General features: G+C 65.9%; 27 protein-coding genes and 1 pseudogene. 12 read left to right on the top strand and 16 right to left on the bottom strand.

What is annotated here, in order from left to right:
- Positions 1-16: 16 nt before the first annotated feature.
- From ACVMB1_RS35925 to cobS, 5 genes are all read right to left on the bottom strand, one after another.
- Positions 17-1,129 carry an NADH:flavin oxidoreductase/NADH oxidase gene (locus tag ACVMB1_RS35925; RefSeq protein ID WP_057015537.1) on the bottom strand — a complete coding sequence of 371 codons (1,113 nt, stop codon included), beginning with the start codon at positions 1,127-1,129 and terminating at the stop codon, positions 17-19.
- A 137-nt stretch (positions 1,130-1,266) separates the two neighbouring features.
- Positions 1,267-2,349 (bottom strand): esterase-like activity of phytase family protein, encoded by a 1,083-nt coding sequence (locus ACVMB1_RS35920; RefSeq protein ID WP_200844626.1) that lies wholly within the window; start codon positions 2,347-2,349, stop codon positions 1,267-1,269.
- A gap of 3 nt (positions 2,350-2,352) precedes the next feature.
- On the bottom strand, positions 2,353-4,251 hold the full coding sequence (cobT, locus tag ACVMB1_RS35915) for a cobaltochelatase subunit CobT (protein WP_076824816.1): 1,899 nt from the start codon (positions 4,249-4,251) through the stop codon (positions 2,353-2,355).
- On the bottom strand, positions 4,248-4,658 hold the full coding sequence (locus ACVMB1_RS35910) for a GNAT family N-acetyltransferase (RefSeq protein WP_076824818.1): 411 nt from the start codon (positions 4,656-4,658) through the stop codon (positions 4,248-4,250). The genes cobT and ACVMB1_RS35910 overlap by 4 nt, the downstream gene beginning before the upstream one ends.
- Positions 4,659-4,661: 3 nt before the next feature.
- The gene (gene cobS / locus ACVMB1_RS35905; protein WP_057015539.1) at positions 4,662-5,660 is read right to left on the bottom strand and encodes a cobaltochelatase subunit CobS; all 999 of its coding nucleotides are present in this window, start codon (positions 5,658-5,660) and stop codon (positions 4,662-4,664) included.
- Positions 5,661-5,952: 292 nt separating this feature from the next.
- Between cobS and ACVMB1_RS35900 the strand changes: the two genes are divergently transcribed.
- The gene (locus tag ACVMB1_RS35900) at positions 5,953-6,615 is read left to right on the top strand and encodes a DedA family protein (RefSeq protein ID WP_057015540.1); all 663 of its coding nucleotides are present in this window, start codon (positions 5,953-5,955) and stop codon (positions 6,613-6,615) included.
- A 60-nt stretch (positions 6,616-6,675) separates the two neighbouring features.
- Here the strand turns inward: ACVMB1_RS35900 and ACVMB1_RS35895 are convergent, their stop codons facing one another.
- On the bottom strand, positions 6,676-7,899 hold the full coding sequence (locus tag ACVMB1_RS35895) for a citrate/2-methylcitrate synthase (RefSeq protein WP_057015541.1): 1,224 nt from the start codon (positions 7,897-7,899) through the stop codon (positions 6,676-6,678).
- A gap of 76 nt (positions 7,900-7,975) precedes the next feature.
- On the opposite strand from ACVMB1_RS35895, the gene ACVMB1_RS35890 reads away from it, so the two are divergent.
- Complete coding sequence (locus tag ACVMB1_RS35890; RefSeq protein WP_076824820.1) at positions 7,976-9,070, top strand: citrate synthase/methylcitrate synthase; 1,095 nt, start codon at positions 7,976-7,978, stop codon at positions 9,068-9,070.
- A gap of 199 nt (positions 9,071-9,269) precedes the next feature.
- Here ACVMB1_RS35890 and ACVMB1_RS35885 read toward each other — a convergent pair whose 3' ends face one another.
- Complete coding sequence (locus ACVMB1_RS35885; protein WP_028338207.1) at positions 9,270-9,908, bottom strand: J domain-containing protein; 639 nt, start codon at positions 9,906-9,908, stop codon at positions 9,270-9,272.
- Positions 9,909-10,017: 109 nt separating this feature from the next.
- Here ACVMB1_RS35885 and ACVMB1_RS35880 point away from each other — a divergent pair, with 109 nt between their 5' ends.
- Together ACVMB1_RS35880 and ACVMB1_RS35875 are read left to right on the top strand one after the other, a co-directional pair.
- A complete protein-coding gene (locus tag ACVMB1_RS35880; RefSeq protein WP_028338206.1) occupies positions 10,018-10,293 on the top strand; it encodes a BolA family protein in 276 nt (91 codons plus the stop codon).
- 118 nt (positions 10,294-10,411) lie between these two features.
- Positions 10,412-10,858, top strand: a complete 447-nt coding sequence (locus ACVMB1_RS35875) for a hypothetical protein (protein WP_076824822.1) — start codon at positions 10,412-10,414, stop codon at positions 10,856-10,858.
- 149 nt (positions 10,859-11,007) lie between these two features.
- Here the strand turns inward: ACVMB1_RS35875 and ACVMB1_RS35870 are convergent, their stop codons facing one another.
- The 3 genes from ACVMB1_RS35870 to ACVMB1_RS35860 form a co-directional block, all read right to left on the bottom strand.
- Positions 11,008-12,315 (bottom strand): HlyC/CorC family transporter, encoded by a 1,308-nt coding sequence (locus ACVMB1_RS35870; protein ID WP_076824825.1) that lies wholly within the window; start codon positions 12,313-12,315, stop codon positions 11,008-11,010.
- 117 nt (positions 12,316-12,432) lie between these two features.
- Entirely contained in the window at positions 12,433-13,575 is a 1,143-nt protein-coding gene (aroB, locus tag ACVMB1_RS35865; protein WP_057015544.1) for a 3-dehydroquinate synthase, read from the bottom strand.
- Between the two features lie 10 nt (positions 13,576-13,585).
- Complete coding sequence (locus tag ACVMB1_RS35860) at positions 13,586-14,206, bottom strand: shikimate kinase (RefSeq protein WP_076824827.1); 621 nt, start codon at positions 14,204-14,206, stop codon at positions 13,586-13,588.
- A 145-nt stretch (positions 14,207-14,351) separates the two neighbouring features.
- On the opposite strand from ACVMB1_RS35860, the gene ACVMB1_RS35855 reads away from it, so the two are divergent.
- The 5 genes and pseudogenes from ACVMB1_RS35855 to ACVMB1_RS35835 all read left to right on the top strand — a co-directional run.
- Positions 14,352-14,498 (top strand): hypothetical protein, encoded by a 147-nt coding sequence (locus ACVMB1_RS35855; protein WP_016843561.1) that lies wholly within the window; start codon positions 14,352-14,354, stop codon positions 14,496-14,498.
- Between the two features lie 16 nt (positions 14,499-14,514).
- A complete protein-coding gene (gene xerD, locus ACVMB1_RS35850) occupies positions 14,515-15,498 on the top strand; it encodes a site-specific tyrosine recombinase XerD (protein WP_057015546.1) in 984 nt (327 codons plus the stop codon).
- Between the two features lie 160 nt (positions 15,499-15,658).
- On the top strand, positions 15,659-16,687 hold the full coding sequence (locus tag ACVMB1_RS35845; RefSeq protein ID WP_057016162.1) for an IS110 family RNA-guided transposase: 1,029 nt from the start codon (positions 15,659-15,661) through the stop codon (positions 16,685-16,687).
- A 511-nt stretch (positions 16,688-17,198) separates the two neighbouring features.
- Entirely contained in the window at positions 17,199-18,161 is a 963-nt protein-coding gene (locus tag ACVMB1_RS35840; protein ID WP_076824843.1) for an acetyl-CoA carboxylase carboxyltransferase subunit alpha, read from the top strand.
- A 163-nt stretch (positions 18,162-18,324) separates the two neighbouring features.
- Positions 18,325-18,900, top strand: a pseudogene (locus tag ACVMB1_RS35835) (L,D-transpeptidase family protein); the annotation flags it as partial.
- A 278-nt stretch (positions 18,901-19,178) separates the two neighbouring features.
- Here the strand turns inward: ACVMB1_RS35835 and ACVMB1_RS35830 are convergent.
- From ACVMB1_RS35830 to ACVMB1_RS35820, 3 genes are all read right to left on the bottom strand, one after another.
- Positions 19,179-19,577, bottom strand: a complete 399-nt coding sequence (locus ACVMB1_RS35830) for a hypothetical protein (RefSeq protein WP_371852085.1) — start codon at positions 19,575-19,577, stop codon at positions 19,179-19,181.
- A 722-nt stretch (positions 19,578-20,299) separates the two neighbouring features.
- Positions 20,300-20,530, bottom strand: a complete 231-nt coding sequence (locus ACVMB1_RS35825) for a hypothetical protein (RefSeq protein WP_028337297.1) — start codon at positions 20,528-20,530, stop codon at positions 20,300-20,302.
- A 68-nt stretch (positions 20,531-20,598) separates the two neighbouring features.
- Positions 20,599-21,675 carry a flavodoxin family protein gene (locus tag ACVMB1_RS35820; protein WP_076824839.1) on the bottom strand — a complete coding sequence of 359 codons (1,077 nt, stop codon included), beginning with the start codon at positions 21,673-21,675 and terminating at the stop codon, positions 20,599-20,601.
- 198 nt (positions 21,676-21,873) lie between these two features.
- Here ACVMB1_RS35820 and ACVMB1_RS35815 point away from each other — a divergent pair, with 198 nt between their 5' ends.
- The 3 genes from ACVMB1_RS35815 to ACVMB1_RS35805 are packed head-to-tail and all read left to right on the top strand — an operon-like array spanning position 21,874 to position 23,326.
- A complete protein-coding gene (locus ACVMB1_RS35815) occupies positions 21,874-22,497 on the top strand; it encodes a phosphatase PAP2 family protein (RefSeq protein ID WP_076824837.1) in 624 nt (207 codons plus the stop codon).
- Positions 22,494-22,841: a DUF3147 family protein gene (locus ACVMB1_RS35810; RefSeq protein WP_057015633.1), complete on the top strand. Its 348-nt coding sequence runs from the start codon at positions 22,494-22,496 to the stop codon at positions 22,839-22,841. The genes ACVMB1_RS35815 and ACVMB1_RS35810 overlap by 4 nt, the downstream gene beginning before the upstream one ends.
- Positions 22,838-23,326 (top strand): DUF3147 family protein, encoded by a 489-nt coding sequence (locus ACVMB1_RS35805; RefSeq protein ID WP_076824835.1) that lies wholly within the window; start codon positions 22,838-22,840, stop codon positions 23,324-23,326. Before ACVMB1_RS35810 ends, ACVMB1_RS35805 begins: the two co-directional genes overlap by 4 nt.
- A gap of 6 nt (positions 23,327-23,332) precedes the next feature.
- On the opposite strand, the gene ACVMB1_RS35800 is transcribed toward ACVMB1_RS35805, so the two are convergent.
- The 3 genes from ACVMB1_RS35800 to ACVMB1_RS35790 are packed head-to-tail and all read right to left on the bottom strand — an operon-like array spanning position 23,333 to position 25,842.
- Positions 23,333-24,034 carry a branched-chain amino acid ABC transporter ATP-binding protein gene (locus ACVMB1_RS35800; protein WP_057015632.1) on the bottom strand — a complete coding sequence of 234 codons (702 nt, stop codon included), beginning with the start codon at positions 24,032-24,034 and terminating at the stop codon, positions 23,333-23,335.
- Entirely contained in the window at positions 24,027-24,761 is a 735-nt protein-coding gene (locus ACVMB1_RS35795) for an ABC transporter ATP-binding protein (protein WP_028343255.1), read from the bottom strand. Before ACVMB1_RS35795 ends, ACVMB1_RS35800 begins: the two co-directional genes overlap by 8 nt.
- The gene (locus ACVMB1_RS35790; protein WP_253588262.1) at positions 24,748-25,842 is read right to left on the bottom strand and encodes a branched-chain amino acid ABC transporter permease; all 1,095 of its coding nucleotides are present in this window, start codon (positions 25,840-25,842) and stop codon (positions 24,748-24,750) included. The genes ACVMB1_RS35795 and ACVMB1_RS35790 overlap by 14 nt, the downstream gene beginning before the upstream one ends.
- Positions 25,843-25,848: the final 6 nt, after the last annotated feature.

Genomic DNA, 25,848 nt, shown 5'->3' with positions numbered 1-25,848 from the left:
CGCACGAGGTGCGCTGTCAGCGCGTCCCGAACGTGGTCTTGCCGAACAGCGCCTTCTGCGTCGAGGGCTGCGAGCGCCAGTATTGCGGCGGTGCGCTCACCTCGCCGCCGAGCTCGGCGGCAGCGTGCCAGCCCCAGCGCGGGTCGTAGAGCATGCCGCGGGCGAGCGCGACCATATCGGCCTTGCCGGACGAGACGATCTCCTCCGCCTGCTTCGCTTCCGTGATCAGGCCGACCGCCATCGTGGTAACGCCGGTCGCCTCCTTGACCGCCAGCGCCGCCGGCACCTGGTAGCCCGGCCCGAGCGGGATCTTCTGCAACGGCGAGACACCGCCGGAGGAGACATCCATCCAGTCGACGCCGCGCTTCTTCAGCTCCCTGGCAAACTCGATGGTCTGCGCAAGGTCCCAGGCGCCCTCGACCCAGTCGGTCGCCGACACCCGCATGCCGATCGGCTTGTGATCCGGGAATACGGCGCGCACGGCGTCGAACACTTCCAGCGGGAAGCGCATGCGGTTTTCGAGCGAGCCGCCATAGCGGTCGGTCCGCTTGTTGGCGATCGGCGACAGGAACTGGTGCAGCAGATAGCCGTGCGCGCCGTGCAGCTCGAGCGCATCGATGCCGAGTCGGTCGGCGCGCTTCGCCGACGCGACAAAGGCCTCGCGGATGCGCGTCAGGCCGGCGTCGTCGAGCGCCACCGGCGCGGCCTCGCCTTCCTTGTGCGGGACGTCAGATGGTCCGACCGTCTGCCAGCCGCCTTCGGCAATCGGGATCAACTGCCCGCCCTCCCAGGGGCGCTGGCTCGACGCCTTGCGGCCGGCATGGGCGAGTTGCATGGCGACCGCCGCTTTCGAATGCTTGCGCACCGAGGCCAGGATCGGCTTCAGCGCCGCCTCGTTGGCGTCGTTGTAAAGACCGAGGCAGCCCGGCGTGATCCGCCCGATATCCTCGACATGGGTGGCCTCGATGCAGAACATCGCCGCGCCCGACAGGGCCAGCATGTTGATGTGGGTGAAGTGCCAGTCGTTGGCGGAGCCGTCGACGGCCGAATACTGGCACATCGGCGAGACCATGACGCGATTGGAGAGTCTCAGGTCGCGCAGTTCGATCGGGGAGAACAGGGTGCTCATGCGGCGGATATCCGGGATCGGGGAGAGGGCCCGGTTAAGATAGAGGCACCACGGCCGATCACCAACCGTCCGGATGGCCGCGCAGGCCGGGGCGCAGATCAGCAATGTCCTGACGGGGTCCCTCCGGGCCGGCGCCCTCAGTCCACCAGCGTGAACTGCAGCAGCAGGTTGCGCTGGATCAGGGAGAAATTGTCGTCGGAGACCATGGTCAGCACGGTCTCGCCCTCCTCCGTGACATGGGCGTCGATGCCTTCCATATTGTCGATCTCGTTGCCGAGATCGGCATTGAAGATCGCGGGGCCGTCGACCACGGCGCCGGGCGCGATATCGGACAGCGCGAGACGGCGGATGCGGATGCCGACGCCGCCGAACCAGGAGAATTTCCGCTCCAGAATCAACAGACCGCCCGACGGCAGCAGGACCGCGTCGCTGATATCGAAATTCTCGCTGCGACGGACGCTAAACTGGCCCGGCGTCTTGCCGCCGACCAGGAAGGCGACCAAATTGCCGCTCGCATCGAGCCCGCGTTCCGAGAATGCGATCAGCGTACCGGCAAGCGGCTGGCCTTTCGGCACGAAGACGAGCCCCTCCAGCCCCTTGTTGTTGGGAAGCTTGCGTGCCGCCGGCGGCAGCGCAATCACCTCGCCGCGCGAGCGGGTAAAGCCCTTGGCGAAATCGAAGCGCAGCACCTGGTTGACCCGCTCGAGACCGACATAGGCGAACGAGCCGTCGAGCGCGAGCGATTCCGAATCATACCAGCCGCGGGTCGCGGTGATCGGCCTGCCGTCGGCGCCGAGCAGCGGCGCCGCTTCGACATCCTCGAGCCCGACCATCTCCCGGCCGCGATAGACGATGCGGCCGGTGAACCAGCTGCCCTGGTCGCTGACCGCGATGAAGCGTTCGCCCTTGGCATCGAGCCGTAGCGCGGAGAGGCCGCCGAAGCCGGAGAACGACGAGGTCAGGATCAGGCCGCTGCGATATTCCAGCGCGCCGAACCGCGTGCGCGCGCGGTCGCGGATATCGAACGACGGCATCGGCCGCGCGTTGACGTCGATCGAAACCGGTTCGTTGACCCGGTAGGGGCTCGGCCTCGCAGCCGGCCTCGACGTTGCCGGCGGCTGGGTCGCGCTCTGCGCCTGCGCAAGACGCGGCAATGCGGCGACCGACAGCCCCGCCGCCATACCCTGGAGGAAACGGCGGCGGCTAGGGGATGAGCGCATGTCTCACGAGTGGAGGCGGCGCCGGACGCCCGGCGCGGGCGCCGAGCCGTGAGTCTCGCTGAACAGCTCGGCGAGCTTTTCGGTAATGGCGCCGCCGAGCTCTTCGGCGTCCACGATGGTCACGGCGCGGCGATAGTAGCGCGTCACGTCGTGACCGATGCCGATCGCGATCAGCTCGACCGGGGAGCGGGTCTCGATCTCGTCGATGATGTGTCGCAGATGCCGCTCGAGATAGTTGCCGGGATTGACCGACAGCGTGGAGTCGTCGACCGGCGCGCCGTCGGAGATCATCATCAGGATGCGGCGCTGCTCGGGGCGCGCGAGCAGGCGCTTGTGCGCCCAGTCGAGCGCCTCGCCGTCGATGTTCTCCTTGAGCAGGCCTTCGCGCATCATCAGCCCGAGGTTTTTCCGCGCGCGACGCCAGGGTGCGTCAGCCGACTTGTAGATGATGTGCCTGAGATCGTTGAGGCGGCCCGGATTGGCCGGCTTGCCGGCCGCGAGCCACGCTTCGCGCGACTGCCCGCCCTTCCAGGCGCGCGTGGTGAAGCCGAGGATCTCGACCTTGACGCCGCACCGCTCCAGCGTGCGCGCCAGAATGTCGGCGCAGGTGGCGGCGACCGTGATCGGGCGGCCGCGCATCGAGCCGGAGTTATCCAGCAGCAGCGTCACCACGGTGTCGCGGAAGGTCGCCTCCTTCTCATGCATGAAGGACAGCGGATGATAGGGATCGGTGACGACGCGCGACAGCCGCGCCGGATCGAGGATGCCCTCCTCGAGATCGAAATCCCAGGCGCGGTTCTGCTGCGCCATCAGCCGACGCTGCAAGCGGTTGGCGAGCCGCGCCACGATGCCCTGCAGATGCGCGAGCTGCTTGTCGAGATAGGAGCGCAGCCGCTCGAGCTCGTCGTGATCGCAAAGGTCTTCGGCGGCGATCACCTCGTCGAACTTCGGCGCGAAGGCGTGATATTCCGGACCGCGCGGCTCGTTCTGTCCGCGCGCATTCGGCCGCGTCGCCTCGCCCGGCGTCTCGTCGTCGCCGAGCTCGCCGTCGTCGAACGTATCAGACGTGGAGGCCTGCGCGCTCTCCATCGCGCTTTCGCTCATCTCTTCCGCTGACGTCTGCGCCTGGTCGGCGCTCATCTCCTGCGCGGCATCGGAGTCGGGCGAGCCCTCGGCGCCGGACTGATCGCTCTCGCCGTCCTGGTTCTCGTCCTGGTCGTCGTCATCGTCCGAATCCATGTTGCGGTCGTCGCCGAGATCGAGCGCCGACAGCAGATCATGGACGAGGTCGCCGAACCTCGCCTGGTCCTCGGTGAAACGGCTGAGCTTGTCGAGCCGCGAGCCGATCTTGTCCTCCAGGGTCGGACGCCAGAGATCGACCATCTTCTTGGCGGCCGCGGGCGGGGCCATGCCGGTGAGACGCTCGCGCACCAGCATCGCCAGCGCATCCGACAGCGGCGCGTCGGCGCGATCAGTGATCTCGTCATACTTGCCGCGATGGAAATGATCGTCGAGCATCGCGGTGAGGTTCTTCGCAACGCCCGCCATCCGCCGCGAGCCGATCGCCTCGACGCGCGCCTGCTCGACCGCCTCGAACACGCCGCGCGCCTGCGGATTACCCGGCATCAGCTTGCGATGCACCTTGGGATCGTGACAGGCGATCTTGAGCGCGATCGAATCGGCGTGGCCGCGCACGATCGCCGCATCACGCTTGGTCATCTTGCGCGCCGGCTCCGGCAGCCGCGCCTTGCCGGGCGCGAGCCCCGGGCGCTCGGCGGCGAAGGAGACCTCGAGCTCCGGCTTCTTGGCGATCGCCTTCAGGCACGCCGATACCGAGCGCTTGAACGGCTCGGTCGGCGCTTCCTTGGATCCGGGACGGAATTTGATGTTGGAGGTTGTCATAGCGATTTCGTAAACCAATGGCGCGTTACGCCGCCGGGATACCCCTCAATCGAACCGAACTCTTTATATCCGTTGGCGCGGTAGAAGCCCGGCGCCTGGAAGCTCATCGTATCCAGATAGGATCGCGTCGCTCCGAAGCGCCGCGCCTCGTCCTCGATCGCCTTGATCAGCTTCGCGCCAAAGCCCTTGTTGCGAAACTTCTGCTCCATCCAGAACAACTGGATGAACAACACCGCGGTCCAGACCTCGCCGACGATGCCGCCGACAATCTTGTCGCCTTGCCGCAGCGAGATGGCGAAGCGCTTGTACTTCTGCTTCCCCATCTTCTCGTTGTTGTAGTGGAGCAATCCGCCGAGCACCGCTTTCTTCGTCTGTGTGACTGTGCGCTCGACGGAGATTTTCGGCATGGACTAGCTGAGCGCCACGTTGACCGAGGATTCCGGCAGCTCGACGTTGAAGCAGCGCTGGTAGAACTCGGCGACCAGCGGCCGTTCCAGCTCGTCACACTTGTTGAGGAAGGTGACGCGGAACGCGAAGCCGATATCGCTGAAGATGTCGGCGTTCTCGGCCCAGGTGATCACCGTGCGCGGGCTCATCACCGTCGACAGGTCGCCATTGGCGAACGCGTTGCGGGTGAGATCCGCCAGCCGCACCATCTTGTTGACGATGTCGCGGCCTTCCTGGGTGCGATAGTGCTTCGCCTTCGCCAGCACGATCTCCACTTCCTCGTCATGGGCGAGGTAGTTCAGCGTGGTGACGATCGACCAGCGGTCCATCTGGCCCTGGTTGATCTGCTGGGTGCCGTGATAGAGGCCCGAGGTGTCGCCGAGGCCGACCGTGTTGGCGGTCGAGAACAGGCGGAACGCCGGATGCGGCTTGATCACCTTGTTCTGGTCGAGCAGCGTCAGGCGGCCGGAGACTTCCAGCACGCGCTGAATCACGAACATCACGTCCGGGCGGCCGGCGTCGTATTCGTCGAACACCAGCGCGATATTGTGCTGCAGCGCCCAGGGCAGGATGCCGTCGCGGAATTCGGTGACCTGCTTGCCTTCCTTGACCACGATCGCGTCCTTGCCGACGAGGTCGATACGGCTGATGTGGCTGTCGAGGTTGACGCGCACGCAGGGCCAGTTGAGGCGGGCCGCAACCTGCTCGATGTGGGTGGACTTGCCGGTGCCGTGATAGCCGGTGACCATCACGCGGCGGTTCTTGGCAAAGCCGGCGAGGATCGCGAGCGTGGTGGCGCGGTCGAAGCGGTAGTCGCTGTCGACCTCCGGCACATGCGGATCGACTTCGGAATAGGCGGGAACTTCCAGGTCGCTATCGATCCCGAAGACCTGCCGGACCGACACCTTCATGTCGGGCAAGCCGACGGGTTCCTGAGCTTTGGTCTGGACGGCGGTCGTCATTCATCCTCCGAGGTCCCGGGCGTTCCCGAAACCAGATTAATCGTTTGGCTGCGGATGGGGTGCTACGCATAAGCCTAGCAGAGAGCAACGGTTGGCAGAAGCCCGCGAGCAAATCAAAGTTCCGTTGTTCTATCATAAAGATAGGAGCGAAACTCGGTTTTTGGAAGGCTGCCCTGCAAATCCCGCCGTACTTTCGCCGCAGCACCACGACGGCCGGCCCGGGCCGGGCACTTTTCAGCCCGGCGGGGAGTTGTTAGCTCTCAAATCGATAACACCGCCACATGGGAATTTTGTGACTTCATTCCTTGACCCTTTGATCGCGTTCGTTTCGGCCCACGCCTGGCTTGCCTATCTGACCCTGTTTCTGGCCGCCCTGCTGGAGGCGGTGCCGGTGGTCGGCTCCCTGGTGCCGGGGTCGACCATCATCCTGGCGTTGAGCGCGCTGGTGCCGGGCGGCGAATTGAAGCTGTTGCCGGTGCTCGCCGCGGCGGCCGCCGGCGCGATGCTCGGCGACGGCACCGCCTACCTGATCGGCCACCGCAGCCAGCGCGAGATACTGTCGGCCTGGCCGCTTTCCAACTACCCGCGCGTGGTGGCGCAGAGCGAGGCCTTCTTCAACCGCTGGGGCGTGCTCGCGGTGTTCTTCGCCCGCTTCGTGCCGCCGATCCGCGCCTTCGTGCCGATCACGGCCGGCGCGCTCGGCATGCCGCCGGCGCGCTTCTACGCGGTCAACATCCCCGCGATCCTGCTCTGGGCGCCGGCGCATGTGCTGCCCGGCGTGCTCGCCGTCACCGCGCTGCATGACTATGCCGGCCTGCCGCATCATGGCCATGTCGGCAAGCATCTCTGGATGTTTGCGGTCGCGGGCGGCGCCGTGATCCTGGCGCTGGCCGTCTGGACCATCCGCCGCCGGCATGGCGGCAGCCTGATCGAACCGGCCAAGCCGGCGAAATAATTCCTTTCACTTGCGCATGATCTTCTCGGAAAACCGGTCTCCACTTTTCCGGATCATGCGCTAGATGCTGTTGGTCGTTCCCGCCCGCCCGGGTGCCGGACCGACATAGCGCGCGCGAGGCCTGATCAACTTGCCGAGCTGAAGCTGCTCGCTGGCATGCGCGATCCAGCCGACGCTGCGCGCCATCGCGAACAGCGCAAGCTCGCTGCCCGCGGGCATCCGCAGCGCATGCACCAGCACCGCCAGCGCGTAATCGATGTTGACGAATTCGCCCGTTGCCTCCGCGATCCGCTCCGGCACTTCCCTGGTGAATTTGCGCGGCGCGCCGGCCCGCGTCAGCGCTTCGAGCAGCGAGATCGCACGCGGATCGCCCTTCTTGTAGACGCCGTGCCCAAAGCCGGCGAAACGCTCGCCAAGCGCGACCCGCTCACGAACCACCGGCGCAACGTCATTGTCGAGCATCGTCTTGACGAGGCGCGAGGCGAGCACGCCGGCACCGCCATGCATCGGTCCCTTCAACGCGACGAGACCCGCGATCACGGCGTCGTACAGATTGAGCCCGGTCGATGCCGCGCAGCGTGCGGTGAAGGTCGACGCATTCAGTTCGTGATCGGCGAGCAGCACCAGCGCGCGGCGGATCAGGTCGGGCGCGTGCTTGTTGCCTGGCGTCCAAACCTGCGCCACCTGCTCGTGCAGCGGCTCGTTCGATGGCGCAGCGTTCAGCATGGTCGCGACCAGCAGCCGCAGGATGCGGCCGCCGACCATGGCGCGGCCGTCGGGCGCGCGCGTGAAGGCGCCGGGATCGGCACTTGCCGCCAGCGCCAGCACCGCCACCGTGCGGTCGATCGGCTGGGCGCGGCGCGCGGCCTCAGCGATCGCGCGCATTTCGTCCGAGAGGTGCGGGCAATTGTCCGGCGCGAACGGATCGACGCCGGTGACATCCCACAGCAGCGTCGCGGTGTGCTCCAGCGTGTCGCGCTCGGCGAGCTCGACGCAGTTGACGCCGCGATAGATCGGGCCTTGCTCGGTGATGGTTGCGATCGCCGAATCCATCACCGGCAGGTCGGCGTCGAAATTACGGAAGCCCCGCGGCTCCGGCGACGGCACGCGGCGCTCCTTCAACCCCCTGATGTCCTCGGCGCGGTAGCGGTGGCTGCGCGAATCCGGCGACGGCTCTGAGCGGATTAGCCCGCGGCTGACATAAGCGTAGAGGGTCGCCGGCGAGATCGCGAGCTCGGCGGCGGCTTCGCGAGCGGAGAGGTAAAGCTCGGCGGATTTTTTCATATTGATTTATATAATCAAGATTGATCAACTCGTCGAGAGGCCTGACCTTGAAGGGGTGAAGCAAGGAGATCAGGCCATGAATATGCACCTCACCAAGAGCCAGATCGGTCTGGACGGCGTTCCTGCCGCCGAGACCGTGTTGAGCCATGTCGACGGCGAGCGCGGCGAATTGATCATCGCCGGCGAGCACGTCGCCGACCTCGCGGGCAAGTCGAGCTTCGAGGGCGTCACGGCGCGGCTGTGGAACGGCGCCACCGGCAAGTCGCTGAGTGAAGCCAATGTCCGCGCCAGCCTCGGCGCCGCCCGCGAACGCGCCTTCGCCCGCCTGCCGGACCTGCTGCCGGCGACGCGCGGCATGTCGATCGTCGACGGCTTCCGGGCCGCGATCGCAGGCCTCCGCGGCGAGAGCGGGCTGGAGCACGAGGCGACCATCGTCGGCGCCTTCCCGGTGATCGCCGGCGCGCTGGTCCAACACGCCAAGGGACACGACCCGATCGCGCCGGACCCGAATGCCGGCCACGCCGCCGACACGCTGCGGATGCTGCTGGGCCGCAAGGTCGAGCCGCGCGAGGTGGCGGCGCTCGACGCCTATCTCGTCACCGTCTGCGACCACGGCATGAATGCGTCGACCTTCACCACGCGGGTGATCGCCTCGACGCAGGCCGACCTGTTCGCGGCGATCACCGGCGGCTATTGCGCGCTGACCGGCCCGCTGCACGGCGGCGCACCTGAGCCGGTGCTCGAAATGCTGGACGCGATCGGGACGCGCGAGCGCATCAAGCCCTGGGTCGACGGCGCGCTGGCGCACGGCGAACGGCTGATGGGGTTCGGTCACCGCGTCTATCGCGTGCGCGACCCGCGCGCCGACGTGCTGAAGATCGCGATCGAGCGCCTCGAGGCCAGTGGCGCCGACCTGCCGTTTGCCGGCGAGGTCGAGGCCTACATCCGCGAGGCGCTGCGGAAAAAGAATCCGGAGCGGCCGCTCGAGACCAATGTCGAGTTCTTCACCGCGATCCTGCTCGACGGGCTGGAAATCCCGCGGCAGGCGTTCACGCCGATCTTTGCCACCGCGCGCGCCGCCGGCTGGACCGCGCACGCCCTGGAGCAGCGGCGCACCGGGCGCCTGATCCGGCCGAGCTCGTCCTATGTCGGGACGGTGCCGAAGGGGTGAGAACTAAGCCGCATCAACGTTTACGATGGCGGAGCCACACACTCCGCCGTCGTCCCGGCGAAGGCCGAGACCCACACGCCGCGGCCCATCGATGGGGCAATCGGGCAGACATCTTGTGCAAACGATAACGGCCGGTGGTTATGGGCCCCAGCTCCGTGCGCAACTGCGCACTAGGCAGGGGCGACGAGGACGAGAGACTTCAGGCCTCGCGCACCACGGTCTTCAGATAATTGTACGCCTTGATGATCTCGATCAGGCGATCCTCGGTGGAGCGGTCGCCGCCATTGGCGTCGGGGTGGTGCTGCTTGACCAGCGCCTTGTACTTCGACTTGACGTCTTCGAGCGTCGCCTCGGCCCCGAGCCCCATCACCTGCAGCGCCTTGCGCTCGGCGTTCATCACCTTGCGGGTCTCGGGCTTGGGCTCCGCGCCACCGGGTCCGGGGCGCCAGCGGCCGCGGCCGTTGAGCTCGGAGAATACGTGGAACGGATCGGAGGCGGCATCGAGACCGCTCTCGCCCTTCTTGCCGTTGTTGGCGCCCATCTTCCAGGTCGGACGGTGGCCGGTCAGCGCGTCCTTCTGGTAGCGCGCGACGTCGTCAGGGTTCATACCCTGGAAGAAATTGTAGGACTGGTTGTATTCACGGACGTGGTCGAGACAGAAGTGCCAATACTCGCGTGAATTCTCGCGGCCTTTCGGGGCGCGATGCGCGCCCTTGTTCTGGCAACCCGCCCACTCGCAGGTCACGGCCTGCTCGCCGGCCTGCGCCTGGCGCTTCGCACTGACCTTGGTCGGCTTGATGCGAATGGAGTCGAAGAATTTTGATGAATCGATCGGCATGTTCTCTTTGACTACGCAATGCACAAATCTTCAAGTCTTGACATTGCGCGGACCTCGTTTCCCGCTTGCACCATTGACGAAAAGCTGTCGCGAACCTAACTCCGCCGCCATGAGCACCAAAGACGCTATCATAAACAAGTTGCGTGAAGCTTTCTTGCCGGAAAGCCTCGACGTCGTCGACGAGTCACATCTGCATGAGGGCCACGCCGGCCACAGGCCAGGCGGGGAGACGCACTTTCGGGTATATATTGTGTCTCCGGCCTTCGAAGGGAAGAGCCGGATCGAACGCCATCGCATGATAAATGCGACGCTGGCGCAGGAACTCGCCGGCTCGGTGCATGCGCTGGCGATCCACGCCCACGGCCCCGGGGAAAAGCCGCGCTAGTTCGCGCTTGCCTCAAGACGAAGCGGTGGTTTTCCTCTATGAGAACAGGATGGACCTGCTCCATAGGTGAGCAGGTGAAACTACGGATTGCACCGCCACGCATGATATGGGGCCATTGATGATCCGTTGCTGGCCACGTTTCCGGTCGATCGTCACCGCCGGCCTGCTCCTGATCTGCGCGATGCGCCCGGCCTCCGCGCTGGACATGCCGAGCCCGTTCGTCCAGGAGGTGCTGATCAAGAGCATCCTGGTGTCGCTCAACGATGCGGTGGCCGCGAACAATTTCACCGTGTTCCACGCCAAGATCTCAAAGCCGTTCCGCGACCAGTTTCCACCCGACAAGCTCAAGACCATCTTCAAGGATCTGGTCGACAAGCATGCGGTGTTCGACGCCGTGGTTGCCAAGCCGATCGTTCTCGACGAGGACGCCAGGATCGACGACAAGGGCGTGCTGCGACTGAAGGGACATTTCGACACCACGCCCAAGCAGGTGAAGTATCAGCTCGGCTTCATCCCCTCCGACGGCGCCTGGAAGCTGTCGGGTATCTCGATCGATATCGAGTAGCACTGGGGCAGTCGCCAAACCGTCATCCTGAGGTGCGAGCGGAGCGAGCCTCGAAGGATGCACGGCCCGGCTGGTGGCCGTCGACCCTTCGAGACGCGCGCGATGCGCGCTCCTCAGGGTGACGGTACCGGCAGCCTAGCCAACTCGAACTAGAACGCCGTCCCCGCCCGCTTCGGCTTCTTCTCCTCCAGCTCGGTCTCGCGCGGGACGGCGACGATGCGCAGCGCGGTGATGCGGTTGCGCTCGCGGCGGAGCACGCGGAAGCGGAAGCCGTGGAAGGTGAAGCTCTGGCCGCGCTCCGGGATCGAGCGCGCCTCGTGGATCACGAGGCCGGCGACGGTGGTCGCCTCCTCGTCCGGCAGGCGCCAGTCCATCGCGCGGTTGAGATCGCGGATCGGCACCGAGCCGTCGACCACGACCGAGCCGTCCGGCTGCGCCCGCACGCCGGCAACGACGACGTCATGCTCGTCGGAGATGTCGCCGACGATCTCCTCCAGAATGTCCTCCAGCGTCACCATGCCTTCGACCTCGCCATACTCGTCGACCACGAGGGCGAAGTGGGTCTTGCGGCGACGGAACGCCTTCAGCTGTTCGGAGACCGGACGCATCTCCGGCACGAACCAGGGCGGCAGCGCGATCGCGGAGGCATCGATCGCCGACATGTCACCCTCGTTGGCGCGCATCGCGCGCAGCAGGTCCTTGGCGTGGAGCACGCCGACGATGTTCTCCGGCTTCTCCCGCCACAGCGGGATGCGGGTGTATTCGCTCGCCAGCACCTCGCGCACCAGTTCCTCGGGCGGCAGGTCGGCGTTGACCATCGTCATCTCGGTGCGATGGACCATGACGTCGGAGACCTGCAGCTCGCTGAGATCCAGCAAGCCGCCGAGCATGTCGCGATCCTGCTTCTCGACCTTGCCCTCGTGATGCAACAGATCGACCGCACCGCGCAGACGTTCGGTCGGCGACAGCACCGCCTGATGCGCCCCGACCTTGATGCCGAGCAGCTTCATCAGCGCCAGCACGATGGTCTCGATGATGGTGAGCAGCGGCCCCAGCACGAAGATCGTCAGCCGCATCGGCCGCGCGACCAAAAGCGAGATGCGGTCGGGCGCGTTGATCGCGATGGTCTTGGGCAGCACCTCTGCAAACACCACGACCATCACGGTCATGACAGCGGTGGCATAGAGCACGCCGACGTCGCCAAACCAGGCGGTGAACACGCCGGTCGCCAGCGCCGAGGCGCCGATATTGGCGATGTTGTTGCCGAGCAGCAGCGCGCCGATCATGCGCTCGCGCATGTTGACCAGCTTGGAGACCACACCGGCATCGGTGTTGCCCTGCTTCGACAGCCGCAGCATGCTGGCGCGCGAGGCGCCGGTCAGCGCCGTCTCACTCGCCGCGAAAAACGCCGAGATGAACAGGCAGAGCAGCACGATCGAGAAGGTGAACCATCCCACTGAACTGATCCGTGGCTAGAGCATGATCCGGAAAAGTGTGTAGCGGTTTTCCGAAAGGATCATGCTCAAATCAAAAAGATAGAGCGGGATGACGATCCGAAGGAGAGGCATCCCGGTCTAGGCCTTCAGCTTGGCTTGCAGGAAGTCGCGCACCGGCTGCGGCTCGACATTGTTGGCGATCACGGCGCGGCCGACGGCCTCCAGCAGGATGAAGGTGAGCTTGCCGCGCTTGACCTTCTTGTCCTGCGCCATCAGCGCCAGCAGCGCGTCGGCGTCGGCAAGGCCTTCCTGCGCGAAGCCTGCGATATCCTGCAGGCGCGTCGGCAATCCGACCGCGGACAGATGACGCGCGATGCGCCCCGCATCGTCGGACGAAATCATGCCGAGTTGCGCCGAGAATTCCGCCGCCAGCACCATGCCGACCGCGACGCCCTCGCCGTGGAACAGCCGGTCGGAGAAGCCGGTTGCGGCTTCCAGCGCATGGCCGAAGGTATGGCCGAGATTGAGCAGCGCCCGCTCGCCGGTCTCTCGCTCGTCGCGCGAGACGACGCCCGCCTTGGCGCGGCAGGAGGTTGCGATCGCGTGCTCGCGCCCGGCGCCGCCGGCGAAGATGTCGGTGTGGTTCTTCTCGAGCCAGGCGAAGAAGGCTTCGTCGCCGAGGATGCCGTATTTCGCGACCTCGGCGTAGCCGGCGCGGAACTGGCGCGGCGACAGCGTGTCGAGCACCGAGGTGTCGGCGATGACCAGCACCGGCTGGTGGAATGCGCCGATCAGGTTCTTGCCCTGCGGCGAGTTGATGCCGGTCTTGCCGCCGACGGAGGAATCGACCTGCGCCAGCAGCGAGGTCGGCACCTGCACGAAATCGACGCCGCGGCGCAGGATCGCGGCCGCGAAGCCGGCGAGATCGCCGACCACGCCGCCGCCGAGCGCGATCACGAGGTCATTGCGCTCGATCTTCGCCGCGATCAGCGCCTCGCTGACCTCGGTCAGCGTGGCATAGCTCTTCGAGCCCTCGCCCTCCTCGACGACGATCCGCGACGTCGGCACCCCCGCGGCGGCGAGCGACGCCTCGGTCGGCTCCAGCCAGTGCTTGGCGACGGTGCGGTCGGTGACGATGGCGGTACGCACGCCGGGCCGCAGCGCCGCGACACGCTCGCCGAGTGACTGCAGCACGTCGCGGCCGATCACGATGTCATAGGCGCGGTCGCCGAGCGCGACGTCGACGGTAACTGAGGCGGAATGTTTCAAGGGCGCAGTCATGAGGTCGCGTTCAATCCATCACAGGTGGTTGCTCGTCGGCCGGACGCGCACCGCACAGATGCGCATGCAGGGCCTCGAGGCATTCGTCGACGATGCGGTCGTGCGGCACGTCGCGCGAGGCAATCGTCAAATCGGCGGTGCCGTAGACCGGCTCGCGCTCGCTGAGCAGGCGGTTGACGGTCGCTTCGGGGTCAGGGGTGTGCAACAGCGGACGATCGGCGCGGCGGCGCACCCGGCGCATGATGATATCACTGTCGGCCTTGAGCCAGATCGAGATCGCGCGGTCGCGGATCCGGTTGCGGGTCTCCTCGCGCATGAAGGCGCCGCCGCCGGTCGCCAGCACGACCGGGCCATTGCCGAGGATGCGGGCGATCACCCGCGCCTCACCGTCGCGGAAATACGGCTCGCCCTTGCTCTCGAAGATCTCCGGGATAGTCATGTCCGCCGCCGCCTCGATCTCGGTGTCGGCATCGGTGAACGGCAGCTTGAGTCGCGCCGCCACCCTCCGGCCGATGGTCGACTTGCCGGCCCCCATCATGCCGACCAGCACGATCGACCTCGTCCCCAGCGCGGCCGCGATGTCGGCCTCCAGGGTCGGGTGGGTAGGCGCCGGTACGGCTGCGTCGGACATCAAAAAGCTCGGATATTGGGACGAATTGTTCAGAATTCGAGCCACCTATACTACCCCCGGCGACACCCTTACCAGCGACTCTTGCAACCGCGCGGGGAACATGTTGGATGATTTCATTGGTTAATTCGCCGCCCGAGTCGCCTCCATGCCCAGCCTGTTCCGCTTCCTGACGGTCGTCGCCGTGATTTTCGGGATCGGCTACGGCATCGTCTTCGCGCTGGCTAATTTCGTGCACCCGAAACCGCGGGAAATGACGGTGACCATCCCACCGGATAAGTTCCTCAAGAAATAGACGCTATGATTCCGGCATGCCCGCTGCTGCCAAAAATCCCGCCAAGACCCTCGCCAAGTCCTCCGACGCCAGACTGACCGCGTTGTTCCTCGACATGCTCGCCGCGGAACAGGGCGCCGGCGCCAACACGCTCGACGCCTACCGGCGCGACCTCACCGATTTCTCCGACTACCTCGCCCATGCCGGCGCCGATTTCACCAGCGCCGACACCGAGACGCTGCGTGGCTACCTCGCCGACCTCGATGTCAGAGGCTTCAAGTCGACCAGCGTGGCGCGGCGGCTGTCGGCGATGCGGCATCTCTACCGTTTCCTGCTCAATGAGCGGGTCCGCACCGACGATCCGGCCGCGATCCTGTCCGGCCCGAAGCGCGGCCGCGGCCTGCCCAAGGTGCTGTCGATCGCCGACGTCGACCGCATGCTGACCCGCGCCAAGGAACTGACCCAGACCGACGTCTCGCCGGCGCAGCGGCTGCGCGCGCTGCGGCTGTATTGCCTGCTCGAGGTGCTCTACGCCACCGGCCTGCGCGTCTCCGAGCTGGTGTCGCTGCCGGTCTCGGCGGCGCGGCGCGACGCGCGGATGATCGTGGTGCGCGGCAAGGGCAACAAGGAGCGGCTGGTGCCGCTGAACGACGCCTCGCGCCAGGCGATGGCGGACTATCTCGCCGCGCTGGAAGTGATGCAGCCGAAGGCGAAGAAGGCCGCGCCGGCGAAATGGCTGTTTCCGTCCTCCGGCGAGAGCGGCCATCTGACCCGGCAGCATTTCGCCCGCGATCTGAAGGAGCTCGCGAGCGCCTCCGGCCTTGCGCCGCGGCTGGTCTCCCCGCACGTGCTGCGTCATGCGTTTGCCAGCCATCTGCTGCACAATGGCGCGGACCTGCGCATCGTGCAGACCCTGCTCGGCCACACCGACATCTCGACCACCCAGATCTACACCCATGTGGTCGAGGAGCGGCTGAAGAGCCTGGTCCGCGACCTGCACCCGTTGGCGGAGAAGTCCTAGGGATCCGTAGATGGGGTAACGGGCCGGCCGCCCGCTCGCTACGGCGCAATTTGGAAGCGCGCTCGCGAGCGGCCTGTTGGTTGGAAGGCGGTCGTCCCTCAAACTGATGGTGTTCAACGGAGTCGGGCAAGCCCGCTCCAAGCATCATTAAGGGACGACCATGTACCACTATGCAGGAATTGACGTGTCTTTGGAATGCTCGAGCGTTTGCCTTGTCGATGGGACAGGCAAGATTTTGCGCGAGACGAAGGTTGCGAGCGAGCCGGCGGCGCTGATCGCCTGGTTCCGGTCGCTGGGTCTGGTACTGGAACGGATCGGGCTGGAGGCAGGCCCCTTGTCGCAATGGCTGTATGCGGGTCTGCGAGACGCAGGGCTTGCGGTCGAGCTGCTGGAAACGCGGCACGTTCGCGAAGCCTTCAAGTCGATGCCGGTGAAGACGGACCGCAACGATGCCCGCCGGATCGCGCAGTTGATGCGGCTCGGCTGGTTCCGGCCGGTGCACTGCAAGTCGGTCGCGGCGCAGGAGACCCGCGCCATCCTGACGGCGCGCAAGCTGCTGCAATCCAAGCTTCGCGATGTCGAGAACAGCCTGCGCGGCATACTTCGCGGTTTTGGCCTGAAGGTCGGTGCGACCACCGAGCGCACGTTCGCCGGACGCATCCGCGAGCTCGTGACCGGCCATCCCGGACTGGAGTTGGTCGCGGCGGCGCTGCTCCAAGCCCATGCGGTGCTGCTGCGGGAGTTCAAGAGCCTGGACAAGCACACCCAGAAGCTCGCCAGGACGCATCCATCCGCCAAGCTCCTGATGACAACGCCGTCCGTTGGTCCGATCGTGGCGCTCACCTATGCCGCGGCGATCGACGACCCGAAGCGCTTCCGCTCCTCGAAGGCCACGGGAGCCCACTTTGGGCTCACCCCGAAGAAGTACCAGTCCGGTGAGACCGACTACACCGGCCGCATCAGCAAGATCGGGGATGCCTCCGTGCGCGAGGCACTCTACCAGGCAGCTCACGTCATGCTGACCAAGCCGGTCAAGAATTGCTCGGCATTGAAGAGCTGGGCGATGCGGATCGCCCGGCGCGCAGGCATGCGCAAGGCCAAGGTAGCGCTGGCTCGCAAGCTCGCCGTGATCCTGCATCGCATGCTCGCCGACACCAAACCGTTCAACCCGATGACCAAGGCCATCTAGCCAGGAGCAGCAATCGGTTCCGGGCGGGCCACGACACCAGGCTCTCCCCGAGCGAAGTCCCTCCGCTGGGACGATGGATCCGGTCAGGCCGCCATCCGGGAAGTGGCTCACGACCACGCAATCCGTAGATTGGCCGGCCGGCTCCTCAATGCACCCCATCAGGCGACGGCCTTCGCGCCGATCCCGTACAGAAGCAAGTGCCCGGCGAGTGGATGACGCGAAAAGGGATTGACTAACCAAGGCCCGTTACAGAAGCCCGGATGAAGCGCAAGCGAAATCCGGGAATGGAATATCGGTCGATATAGCTCCCCGGATTGCGCTTCGCTCCATCCGGGCTACGAGCAATCCGCCTTGACTTCCGCTTCGTCTCCGCAGAAAGAGCGTCACCTGCTTGCGATCCCGAAGCGTGCATTCCACCCGGATGCGCGTTAACCGTTTGAAGTTACAAAGCTTCTCTTTCCGACGCCGAAACCGCTTCGCCCCTCGCACCGTTCCTCCCTATATTGAGTTGATGCCCGACCCGATGCGCAGCTATCTCGACTTCGAAAAACCCGTCGCCGAGCTTGAATCCAAGATCGACGAGTTGCGTGCGCTTGCCGCGAGCGGCAGCGACATCGGCGACGAGGTCGCGCGGATCGAGGACAAGGCGGCGCAGGCGCTCACCGAGCTCTATTCCAATCTGACGCCGTGGCAGAAGACGCTGGTGGCGCGGCATCCGCAGCGGCCGCACTTCACCGATTTCATCGGCGGCCTGATCACCGAATTCACCCCGATGGCCGGCGACCGCAAATTCGCCGACGACGAGGCCCTGGTCGGCGGCTTCGGCCGCTTCCGCGGCGAGAGCATCTGCGTGGTCGGCCAGGAGAAGGGCGCCACCACCGAGAGCCGCATCAAGCACAATTTCGGCATGGCGCGGCCCGAAGGCTACCGCAAGGCGGTGCGGCTGATGGAGATGGCCGACCGGTTCGGCATTCCGGTGCTGTCGATCGTTGATTCCGCCGGCGCCTATCCCGGCATCGGCGCCGAGGAACGCGGCCAGGCCGAGGCGATCGCCCGCTCGACCGACGCCTGCCTGTCGCTCGGCGTGCCCAATGTCGCGATCGTCACCGGCGAAGGCATGTCCGGCGGCGCCATCGCCATCACTACCGCCAACCGCGTCCTGATGATGGAGCACGCGATCTACAGCGTGATCTCGCCGGAGGCGGCATCCTCGATCCTGTGGCGCGACGGCACCAAGGCGCAGGAAGCCGCCAACAGCATGAAGATCACCGCCCAGGACATGCTGCGCTTCGGGGTGATCGACCAGATCCTGAAGGAGCCCTCGGGCGGCGCTCATCGCGACCCGGGCGCGATGATCGCGACCACCGGCGATGCCGTCGCCCAGGCGCTCAACGACCTACGAAATCTTGATCCGGACGCGATTCGCAAACAGCGGCGCCAGAAATTCCTCGATATCGGCCGCAAGCTCGGCTGAGGCGCCCAAACCGCCCGATTTTTCGTCCAAATCGACCAATTTTGCCGTAATTGGGCCCCGAGCCGGGTCTTTAACATTCCTTGAACCATGCCTGCTACCGTGAGGGCTGTCCGCCCCGGTTCAGGTTGCGAGCAGGGGTCGTCGAAGGCTAATATTTTACACAATGGCTTCAGGGCATATTCGCCGTGTTGGGGTCGCGAAAATCGCCCGGTGGGTGTGGAGCTCGGACTTGACTCATCGCACGCTCGTACGCGCGCTTCTGACCTCGGCGGTCCTCGCCGCAGGCGTCATGCTCGCCGGTTGTGACAGCGACCAGATCTCGCTCGCGCAGAACGCCAAGGCCAACCAGCCGGTCCCGCCAAAGCTCGTCGCTGCCATGACCGAAAAGGACATGGACATGCAGTCGCCGATCCTGGTGCGGCTGTTCAAGCAGGAGGCCGAGCTCGAGGTCTGGAAGCAGAACCGCTCCGGCCAGTTCGCGCTGCTCAAGACCTATCCAATCTGCCGCTGGTCGGGCGACCTCGGTCCGAAGGTCCGCGAAGGCGACCGCCAGGCGCCCGAAGGGTTCTACTCGATCAACCCGAGCCAGATGAACCCGCAGTCGGCCTATTACCTGTCGTTCAACACCGGCTATCCCAACGCCTTCGACAAGGCGCTCGGCCGCACCGGCTCGCAGCTGATGGTGCACGGCGATTGCTCTTCGCGCGGCTGCTACGCGATGACCGACGAGCAGATCGCAGAGATTTACTCGCTCGGCCGCGAATCCTTCTTCGGCGGCCAGAAGGCGTTCCAGCTGCAGGCCTACCCGTTCCGGATGACGCCGGTGAACATGGCCAAGCACCGCAACAATCCGAACATGCCGTTCTGGAAGATGATCAAGGAAGGCTACGATCATTTCGAGGTGACGAAGCAGGAGCCGAAGGTCGACTTCTGCGAGAAGAAGTATGTGTTCGACGCGGTGAAGGCGCCGGGCGCGACACGCGATCCGGTGTTCGACGCCTCCGCGAAGTGCCCGGCCTATGTGATCCCCGAGGAGATCGCGAGCGCCGTGCACGAGAAGGAGCAGAAGGACGCCGCCGAGACCGCCAAGCTGGTATCCAAGGGCACGCCCGTTGCGCGCCTCAACACCGGCATCGACGGCGGCATGAACGCGATCTTCGCCTCGAAGATTCCGGAAGGAAACACCGGCCTCTCCGAAGGCGGCGACAGCCAGGCGCTGGCCTCGATGTCGCTGGCGCGCGCGCCCGGCACGATCCCCGGTACGGTCAATCCGCCGAAGCCCAATCTCGCGGTCCAGCAGGAAGAGCCGGTCGTGGCGACAACGTCGTCCACCGCATCGTCGGCCAGCACCCGCGTCGCCTCGGCGAACGCGTCCGACAAATCCGCCTCTGACAAATCCGCCTCTGACAAATCCACCTCTGACAAATCCGAAGGCTTCTTCTCCAGTTTTGCCCGCAAGGTCGGGATCGGCGGCACCGCCGACGCCAGCAAGACGACCGCGCCGGCTCCGGCCGCTGCCGCACCAGCCAAGCCGAAGGTCGCCGAGGCCAAGCCGCAATCGGTGGTTCGCGTCGCCCCCAAGGCTGAGCCGAAGCAGGCCGCCAAGCCCGCGCCGAAGCCGGCAGTGACCACGGCCGCAGCCGCCGCACCGGCCCCGTCGTCGTCGACCCAACTCGCCGGCTCCGCGCCTGTGGTGCAGACCAACTCGTTCGACACCCGCTTCTCGGCGGTGAAGTAGGCGGGGCGCGTCTGCGCGAAGACAGCTCGCTGCCGCTTGTCGCAATGCTGCTGTAGCGCAAACTATTTCCAGCCGTCGTCCCTGCGAAAGCAGGGACCCATAACCACCGAACTTGATCGTGAATGGGATCGTTGGCCCCAGCGTCGCGCAACAACTCTCATTTGGGGTAATGGGTCCTGGCTTTCGCCAGGACGACATTGAGTGTGTGGCGCGGTCTGTGAGTCACACCACAACGTTCTCGCGACATGATTTGTCCGAGCTTTGCTCTTCGTTCCGCTCTCTCCGTTGGCAGAGCGCGCAGGGAGGCCGGGCGCCGATCGCACTCAAGGCGCCGCACCGCCAGCTCGCGGCTTCAAACGCCACGCTCCGTCACGTCGCATGCGCGTTGGCAGGCGACGGGTTACATTCCGTGGCTTTCGAAAACCTTCTTGCAGCTTCGGCTCAGGCTGGCCCGCTTCATCTGAAGACAGTTCTGCACGGCACCGTCATTGCCGAGGTCCTTCCGGCAGAAGCGCTGTGCATCGCGCGTGCACGCGCTCTGTTCCGATGGCGTACCGGAATGCTGCGCCAACGCGGCACCGCTGCTCATCACGGCAGCAGCAACAAGAGCTGCAATCGAAATATAGCGCATTGTGACTTCCTCCCGCGGCCTAACGGGCAGCGGGGGCCCATCGTTCCTTTGGGAACCCGGATTCCATCCTACTTCGGCCGCGGGTCCTCAAGCCCCTTGCCGGGATCTTCCAGATGCCCGGTGCGCGCGAGGTCGACGGCGGCGCCGAGCGCCTGCGCGACATTGCGCACCTGTTCCTGGAAGGCCTTGTCTTCGTCGAGATCGCGATGCGACGTCGCATAGGGCTTCATGTAGCCGACATAGCCATCGATCTCGGCCCTGCCGCCGGCCGAGATCAACTCCATGTCGGTGAGCCAGTCCGCAAGAAAGCGGCGGCATGTTTCCGCACCGACGCTGTCGCCGTGGACCACGATGCCGAAATGCCGGCCGCGCAAATGCTTGGGGTATGGCCAGCCCTTGAGTTCGAGCGCCTTGGCTTCGCTCGCGGTCTTACCGTGGGTCGAGGTCGGATCGAGATTGCCGCCATCGGCGCAGACCAGGCGATCGATCATCGCCTTGAGTCCGGTCGGCGTCTGGTACCAGTTGACGGGCGAGATGATCATGATGCCGTGCGCGCGCACCCACAGCGGATAGATCTCGTTCATCCAGTCGTCGGTTTGCCCGAGCGAGTAGTTCGGATAGCAGCTGCACGGCCAGTGGCAGAGTGCCATCGAGGTGGAGACGCAGGACTTGCAGGGGTGAATCTCCCTGCCGAACTCGGACGTCAGCCGCGACAGATCGAGCACATCGACCGCGAGGCCCATCTCGCGGAAGGCGGCCTCGGCGATCTCGACCATGCGCCAGCTTTTGGACATCTCGCCGGGACACGTGTGCTCGCTGCGCGAGGAGCCGTTGATCAGCAGGATATGCGGCGCTTCGTTTGGATCGTCGTGCCTGCGTTGCGCTTCATCGATGGCATCGCGCGCGGACAGCCAATCGACCGCGAGATCATAGTCGGGATCGGCAAAACCGGGGCCGGCCTTGCGGGTAACCGGCGCCTTGCGCGAATGACGATAGGCGTCCCAGGCGCCGGCGATGATCGTCGCAAGCTCCGTCTGCATGGATTGAAAGACCGGATCGGCAAATCGCTTGCGGTAGCGCCGTTCGAATTCATCGCGCGAAAGCTTGACCGGCGGCATCCCCTTGCGAACGTCCGGCTCCGTCATCGACACCTCTCCCTGCCTACAATCCATCGCCCGCCGTGCATCCCGGTTGGCGCGCGAAACCTCGGGATGAGACCTTGGGATCAAGTCGAGACGGGCAGAGGCTAAAGACCATCGATCTGCATTTGGTTCCTCCGGGCGATGCCTCGCACGCCGGTTAGGACCCATGCCGCGGCTGGCGCGTTGGATGGGAACCTGATCATGCATACGACAGCCCGAGTTCGCGCACGCCGCCAGCGAGGCGCCCCCTTCCCGATCACCATTCGCCCGACCGCGGCGGACGCCATGATCGCGCGTGCGATCGCCCGCAACACCGCACCTGCGCCGGAAGAGATCGCCCGCACACTGACCTGGGGCGCTGACGAAAAGGTCCTGCTTGCGCTCGCCGCCGCAGGCTGGCTCGCCTCGCGCGGGCGCGGCGCCTCGCTCGAGCGCGCCGGCAATCACGCGCTGCTGGTGACGGTCGCAGCATCGCTGCTGCCGCATGGCCTGAAGTTGCTGTTCAACCAGACTCGCCCGGATCGCCTGACCGTGGCCGGCCATGCCAACGGCATCCCGATCTCTGGCAAGCGCGACGACGCCTTCCCATCCGGCCACGCGCTGCATATGGGCGCGCTGGCGTCGGCGGCAGCGACATTGCCCGCCGGCGCGCGCCGCCCAATCCAGGCACTCGCGGTCGGCCTCTCGCTGACGCGCGTTATGGTTCTCGCACACTGGACGAGCGACGTGATCGCGGGATTCGGGCTCGGAGCACTTCTCGAGCGGCTGCTGCGATTGTGGACCGGCTATCCCGGTGACGATCCACCGCGGGGCAAGGCGCGATGAGCGAATATGTCATCCGCTTTCTCGTGGGCGGGGCCGTGGTGTCGGCCTTCGCGATGCTGGGTGACGTGCTGCGTCCGAAGAGCTTCGCCGGGCTGTTCGGCGCGGCGCCGTCGGTTGCGCTCGCCACCCTCGGCATCGCCGTGTACCAGCACGGCACCGACTATGCCGGCCTGCAGAGCCGCGCGATGATGGCTGGCGCCGTTGCGCTGGCCATCTATAGCTTCGTGGTCTGCCAATTGCTGATTCGCGCGAGGCTCCGCGCTGCCCCCGCCACCTTGCTGGCGCTTGTCGTCTGGCTCGCGATCGTCTTCGGCTTGCTGGGCGTTGCCGGAGGACAGGCATGACACCGGTCCGCGTCTCACTGTCCTCGCTCAGGGAAAGCCGGTGGACCGAATATCTGATCCGCTTCGTGCTCGGTGGCGGCGCCACCGTCCTGACCGGACTGATCAGCAGCACGTGCGGCGCCTATGTCGGCGGCGCCTTTCTTGCACTCCCCGCCATCTTCTGCGCCAGCGCCACCCTCATCGAGAAGCATGAAATCCGCCGCAAGCGGAACGCCGGCCTCGACGGCACGTGGCGCGGGCAGCAGGCCGCGGCGCTCGATGCGGCGGGCGCAGCGCTCGGCGCGGTCGGCATGCTGGCATTCGCCATCGTCTTCGCGCTGACGGTGGGCCGCAGCGTCCCGGCCGCCTTCATCGCGGCATCGCTGGCCTGGCTGATCTGCTCGGTCGCGGCCTGGTATGTGCGTCGCGAGATACGATCGGCACGGCGGACGCGGACGCCGGGAGACGGCGTGATCGGCCGCAAGGCCGACCGCCTGCCGCATTGAAGCCTGCTACGGCGCCAGATAGCGCAGCAGTTCCGGATCGCTCCGCACCTCGCTGGCGCCGCCCTGCAGCGCGACGCGGCCGCGGTCCAGCACATAGGCATAGTCGGCGACGCGCAGCGCGAGGTCGAGATGCTGCTCGACGATCACGACCGAGATGCTTTTGGCGAGCTCGATCAGCCGTTCGGTGATCTCCTCGATCACGCCGATCCAGACGCCTTCGGTCGGCTCGTCCAGCAGCAGCAACTTTGGATTGCCGAGCATGGCGCGGCCGATCGCCAGCATCTTGCGCTCGCCGCCGGACAGCGTGCCGGCCGGCTGGTCGAGCCGCTGGCCGAGTTTCGGAAAGATGGCCAGCACGCGATCGACGGCGCTGGCATCGGAATTGAACAGCGAGCCGACGGCGAGGTTGTCGCGCACCGACAGGCGGGCGAACACCGAATGCTCCTGCGGCACATAGCCGATGCCGGAGCGCACCCGCTCCTCGGTGCGGCGGCGGGTGATGTCGCGGCCGTCGAAGAACAACTCGCCCTGCGAGCTTGCGAGCTCGCCGACGATGGTCTTCATCAGCGTGGTCTTGCCGGCGCCGTTGCGGCCGAGCACGGCGACGCCGCCGCGCCAGGGAATGCCGATGTTGACATCGAACAGGACCTGGCTGCGGCCATAACCGGCGTCGAGATGCCGGATATCGAGGAAGGTTTGCTCAGGCACGGCGAAGATAGATCTCCTGGACGCTTTTGTTGGCCTGGATTTCCGCGACCGTTCCCGAGGCCAGCACCTTGCCCTGGTCGAGCACGGTGAGGCGGTCGCAGATGTCGCGGATGAAATCGAGGTCGTGTTCGACGATGACGAGCGAGCAATGCTGCTTGATCGGCTGCAACAGCTCGCCGGTGACGCGGCGCTCCTCGAGGCTCATGCCGCCGGTCGGCTCGTCCAGCAGCAACAGCCGCGGCTTGCCGGCGAGCGCCATCGCGATCTCGAGCCATTGCTGCTGGCCGTGCGACAGCGCCGCGGCGGCATCATGCGCGCGATCGGCGAGCCGGAACTGGGTCAGCATCGTCATCACCTGATCGTGCAGCTTCTTGCGGGTGCGCGACAGCACCAGGTCGAACAGCGAGCAGTGCGCCTGCAGCGCCAGCAGGATGTTGTCGTACAGCGTCAGCGTCGGCAGCACCGAGGTGATCTGGAACTTCAGGCTCATGCCGGCGCGGGCGCGCTCGGTCGGCGTGAACGCCGTGATGTCGGTGTTGATGAAGCTGACCTTGCCGGTGGTCGGCACCTCGGCGCCGGCGACGCATTTCATCAGCGTGCTCTTGCCCGAGCCGTTCGGGCCGATCAGGCCGTGGAACTCGTTCTCGCCGACGGTCAGCGCTGCACCGTCGAGCGCGGTCAGCTTGCCGAACACTTTGCTGATCCCTTGCGCCTCAAGGAGCGGCATTGCCGGTCTCCTTCGGGGCTTTGCCGAAACTGCCGACCCGCTCGCGCTCGCCGAGCACGAAGGAGATCAGCCCGAGCGGCCGGAACATGATGACGAGCAGCAGCAGCACGCCGAGGATGATCGGCCAGACGTCGCGGTAATTGTCGGACAGCCAGAAGCTGACGCCCTCGATGATCACGGTGCCGATCACGGCGCCGATCAGCGTGCCGGAGCCGCCGAACAAGACGTAGAGCACGACCTGGGTCGAGAACACGACGCCCAGCATGTTGGGCCAGACGAAGCCCTCGTGGAAGGCATAGAGGCTGCCGGCAAGACCGGCGATGGTGCCGCCGACTGCAAAGATGATCGCCTTCAGATGCTGCGCCTTGTAGCCGAAGAAGGCGATGCGCTGCTCGTTCTCGCGCAGGCCGGCGAGCGCGAGGCCGAATTGCGAGCGGACCAGGAAGCGGCAGAGCAGATAGACGACCACGAGGATGCCGAGCACCATGTAGTAGTAGATCGGCCCCTCCTCGAACTCGTAGCTGCCGAGGGTGAGCGGCGGGATCGACGGGATGCCGTTCTGGCCGCCGAGATAGTACCAGCCGCGCGCCAGCCGGTCCGCGGCATAGGAGCCGGTGAGGGTGCCGAGCGAGACGAAGATCACGCTCGAGGGATAACGCCCGAGCAGCAGGAAGCCGCCGAGCAGCAGCGACGCGGTGAGCCCGATCAGCGTTCCGGCAGGCAGGATCAGGAGGATCGAGGTGACGTTGAGATCGCGCGCCAAGAGCGCCACGCCGTAGCCGGCGGCGCCGAAGAACAGCGCCTGGCCGAAGCTCATGATGCCCGCATAGCCCCACACCAGGTCGAACGACAGGGCGAACAACGCGAGGATCACCACGCGGGTGGCGAACACCGTCAGATAGTCCTGCAGCACCCATGGCAGGACCAGTGCGATCAGCAGCACCAGCCCTTCCACGATCGGCAGGACCTTCCATCCTGCCGATACCCGTCCCGCCGGCGCGCTTGCGGCCGGTGCACCCTCGCCCGTCACGACATCTGGTTCCTCACCGACGCGTGCGACAGCCTCTCTTGCTCCAACCATGGTCGC

The sequence above is a fragment of the Bradyrhizobium sp. USDA 4504 genome (genome assembly GCF_054063995.1).
The sequence above is the reverse complement of the archived record's forward strand: the minus strand, read 5'-3'. Positions and strand labels throughout refer to the sequence as shown.

Bases quoted from the DNA above. Each gene is read 5' to 3' on its own strand.
- ACVMB1_RS35925 (WP_057015537.1), bottom strand. From the start codon at position 1,129: ATGAGCACCCTGTTCTCCCCGATCGAACTGCGCGACCTGAGACTCTCC.
- ACVMB1_RS35920 (WP_200844626.1), bottom strand. From the start codon at position 2,349: ATGCGCTCATCCCCTAGCCGCCGCCGTTTCCTCCAGGGTATGGCGGCG.
- cobT (WP_076824816.1), bottom strand. From the start codon at position 4,251: ATGACAACCTCCAACATCAAATTCCGTCCCGGATCCAAGGAAGCGCCG.
- ACVMB1_RS35910 (WP_076824818.1), bottom strand. From the start codon at position 4,658: ATGCCGAAAATCTCCGTCGAGCGCACAGTCACACAGACGAAGAAAGCG.
- cobS (WP_057015539.1), bottom strand. From the start codon at position 5,660: ATGACGACCGCCGTCCAGACCAAAGCTCAGGAACCCGTCGGCTTGCCC.
- ACVMB1_RS35895 (WP_057015541.1), bottom strand. From the start codon at position 7,899: ATGAAAAAATCCGCCGAGCTTTACCTCTCCGCTCGCGAAGCCGCCGCC.
- ACVMB1_RS35890 (WP_076824820.1), top strand. From the start codon at position 7,976: ATGAATATGCACCTCACCAAGAGCCAGATCGGTCTGGACGGCGTTCCT.
- ACVMB1_RS35885 (WP_028338207.1), bottom strand. From the start codon at position 9,908: ATGCCGATCGATTCATCAAAATTCTTCGACTCCATTCGCATCAAGCCG.
- ACVMB1_RS35880 (WP_028338206.1), top strand. From the start codon at position 10,018: ATGAGCACCAAAGACGCTATCATAAACAAGTTGCGTGAAGCTTTCTTG.
- ACVMB1_RS35875 (WP_076824822.1), top strand. From the start codon at position 10,412: ATGATCCGTTGCTGGCCACGTTTCCGGTCGATCGTCACCGCCGGCCTG.
- aroB (WP_057015544.1), bottom strand. From the start codon at position 13,575: ATGACTGCGCCCTTGAAACATTCCGCCTCAGTTACCGTCGACGTCGCG.
- ACVMB1_RS35860 (WP_076824827.1), bottom strand. From the start codon at position 14,206: ATGTCCGACGCAGCCGTACCGGCGCCTACCCACCCGACCCTGGAGGCC.
- ACVMB1_RS35855 (WP_016843561.1), top strand. From the start codon at position 14,352: ATGCCCAGCCTGTTCCGCTTCCTGACGGTCGTCGCCGTGATTTTCGGG.
- xerD (WP_057015546.1), top strand. From the start codon at position 14,515: ATGCCCGCTGCTGCCAAAAATCCCGCCAAGACCCTCGCCAAGTCCTCC.
- ACVMB1_RS35845 (WP_057016162.1), top strand. From the start codon at position 15,659: ATGTACCACTATGCAGGAATTGACGTGTCTTTGGAATGCTCGAGCGTT.
- ACVMB1_RS35840 (WP_076824843.1), top strand. From the start codon at position 17,199: ATGCCCGACCCGATGCGCAGCTATCTCGACTTCGAAAAACCCGTCGCC.
- ACVMB1_RS35825 (WP_028337297.1), bottom strand. From the start codon at position 20,530: ATGCGCTATATTTCGATTGCAGCTCTTGTTGCTGCTGCCGTGATGAGC.
- ACVMB1_RS35820 (WP_076824839.1), bottom strand. From the start codon at position 21,675: ATGACGGAGCCGGACGTTCGCAAGGGGATGCCGCCGGTCAAGCTTTCG.
- ACVMB1_RS35815 (WP_076824837.1), top strand. From the start codon at position 21,874: ATGCATACGACAGCCCGAGTTCGCGCACGCCGCCAGCGAGGCGCCCCC.
- ACVMB1_RS35810 (WP_057015633.1), top strand. From the start codon at position 22,494: ATGAGCGAATATGTCATCCGCTTTCTCGTGGGCGGGGCCGTGGTGTCG.
- ACVMB1_RS35805 (WP_076824835.1), top strand. From the start codon at position 22,838: ATGACACCGGTCCGCGTCTCACTGTCCTCGCTCAGGGAAAGCCGGTGG.
- ACVMB1_RS35795 (WP_028343255.1), bottom strand. From the start codon at position 24,761: ATGCCGCTCCTTGAGGCGCAAGGGATCAGCAAAGTGTTCGGCAAGCTG.
- ACVMB1_RS35790 (WP_253588262.1), bottom strand. From the start codon at position 25,842: ATGGTTGGAGCAAGAGAGGCTGTCGCACGCGTCGGTGAGGAACCAGAT.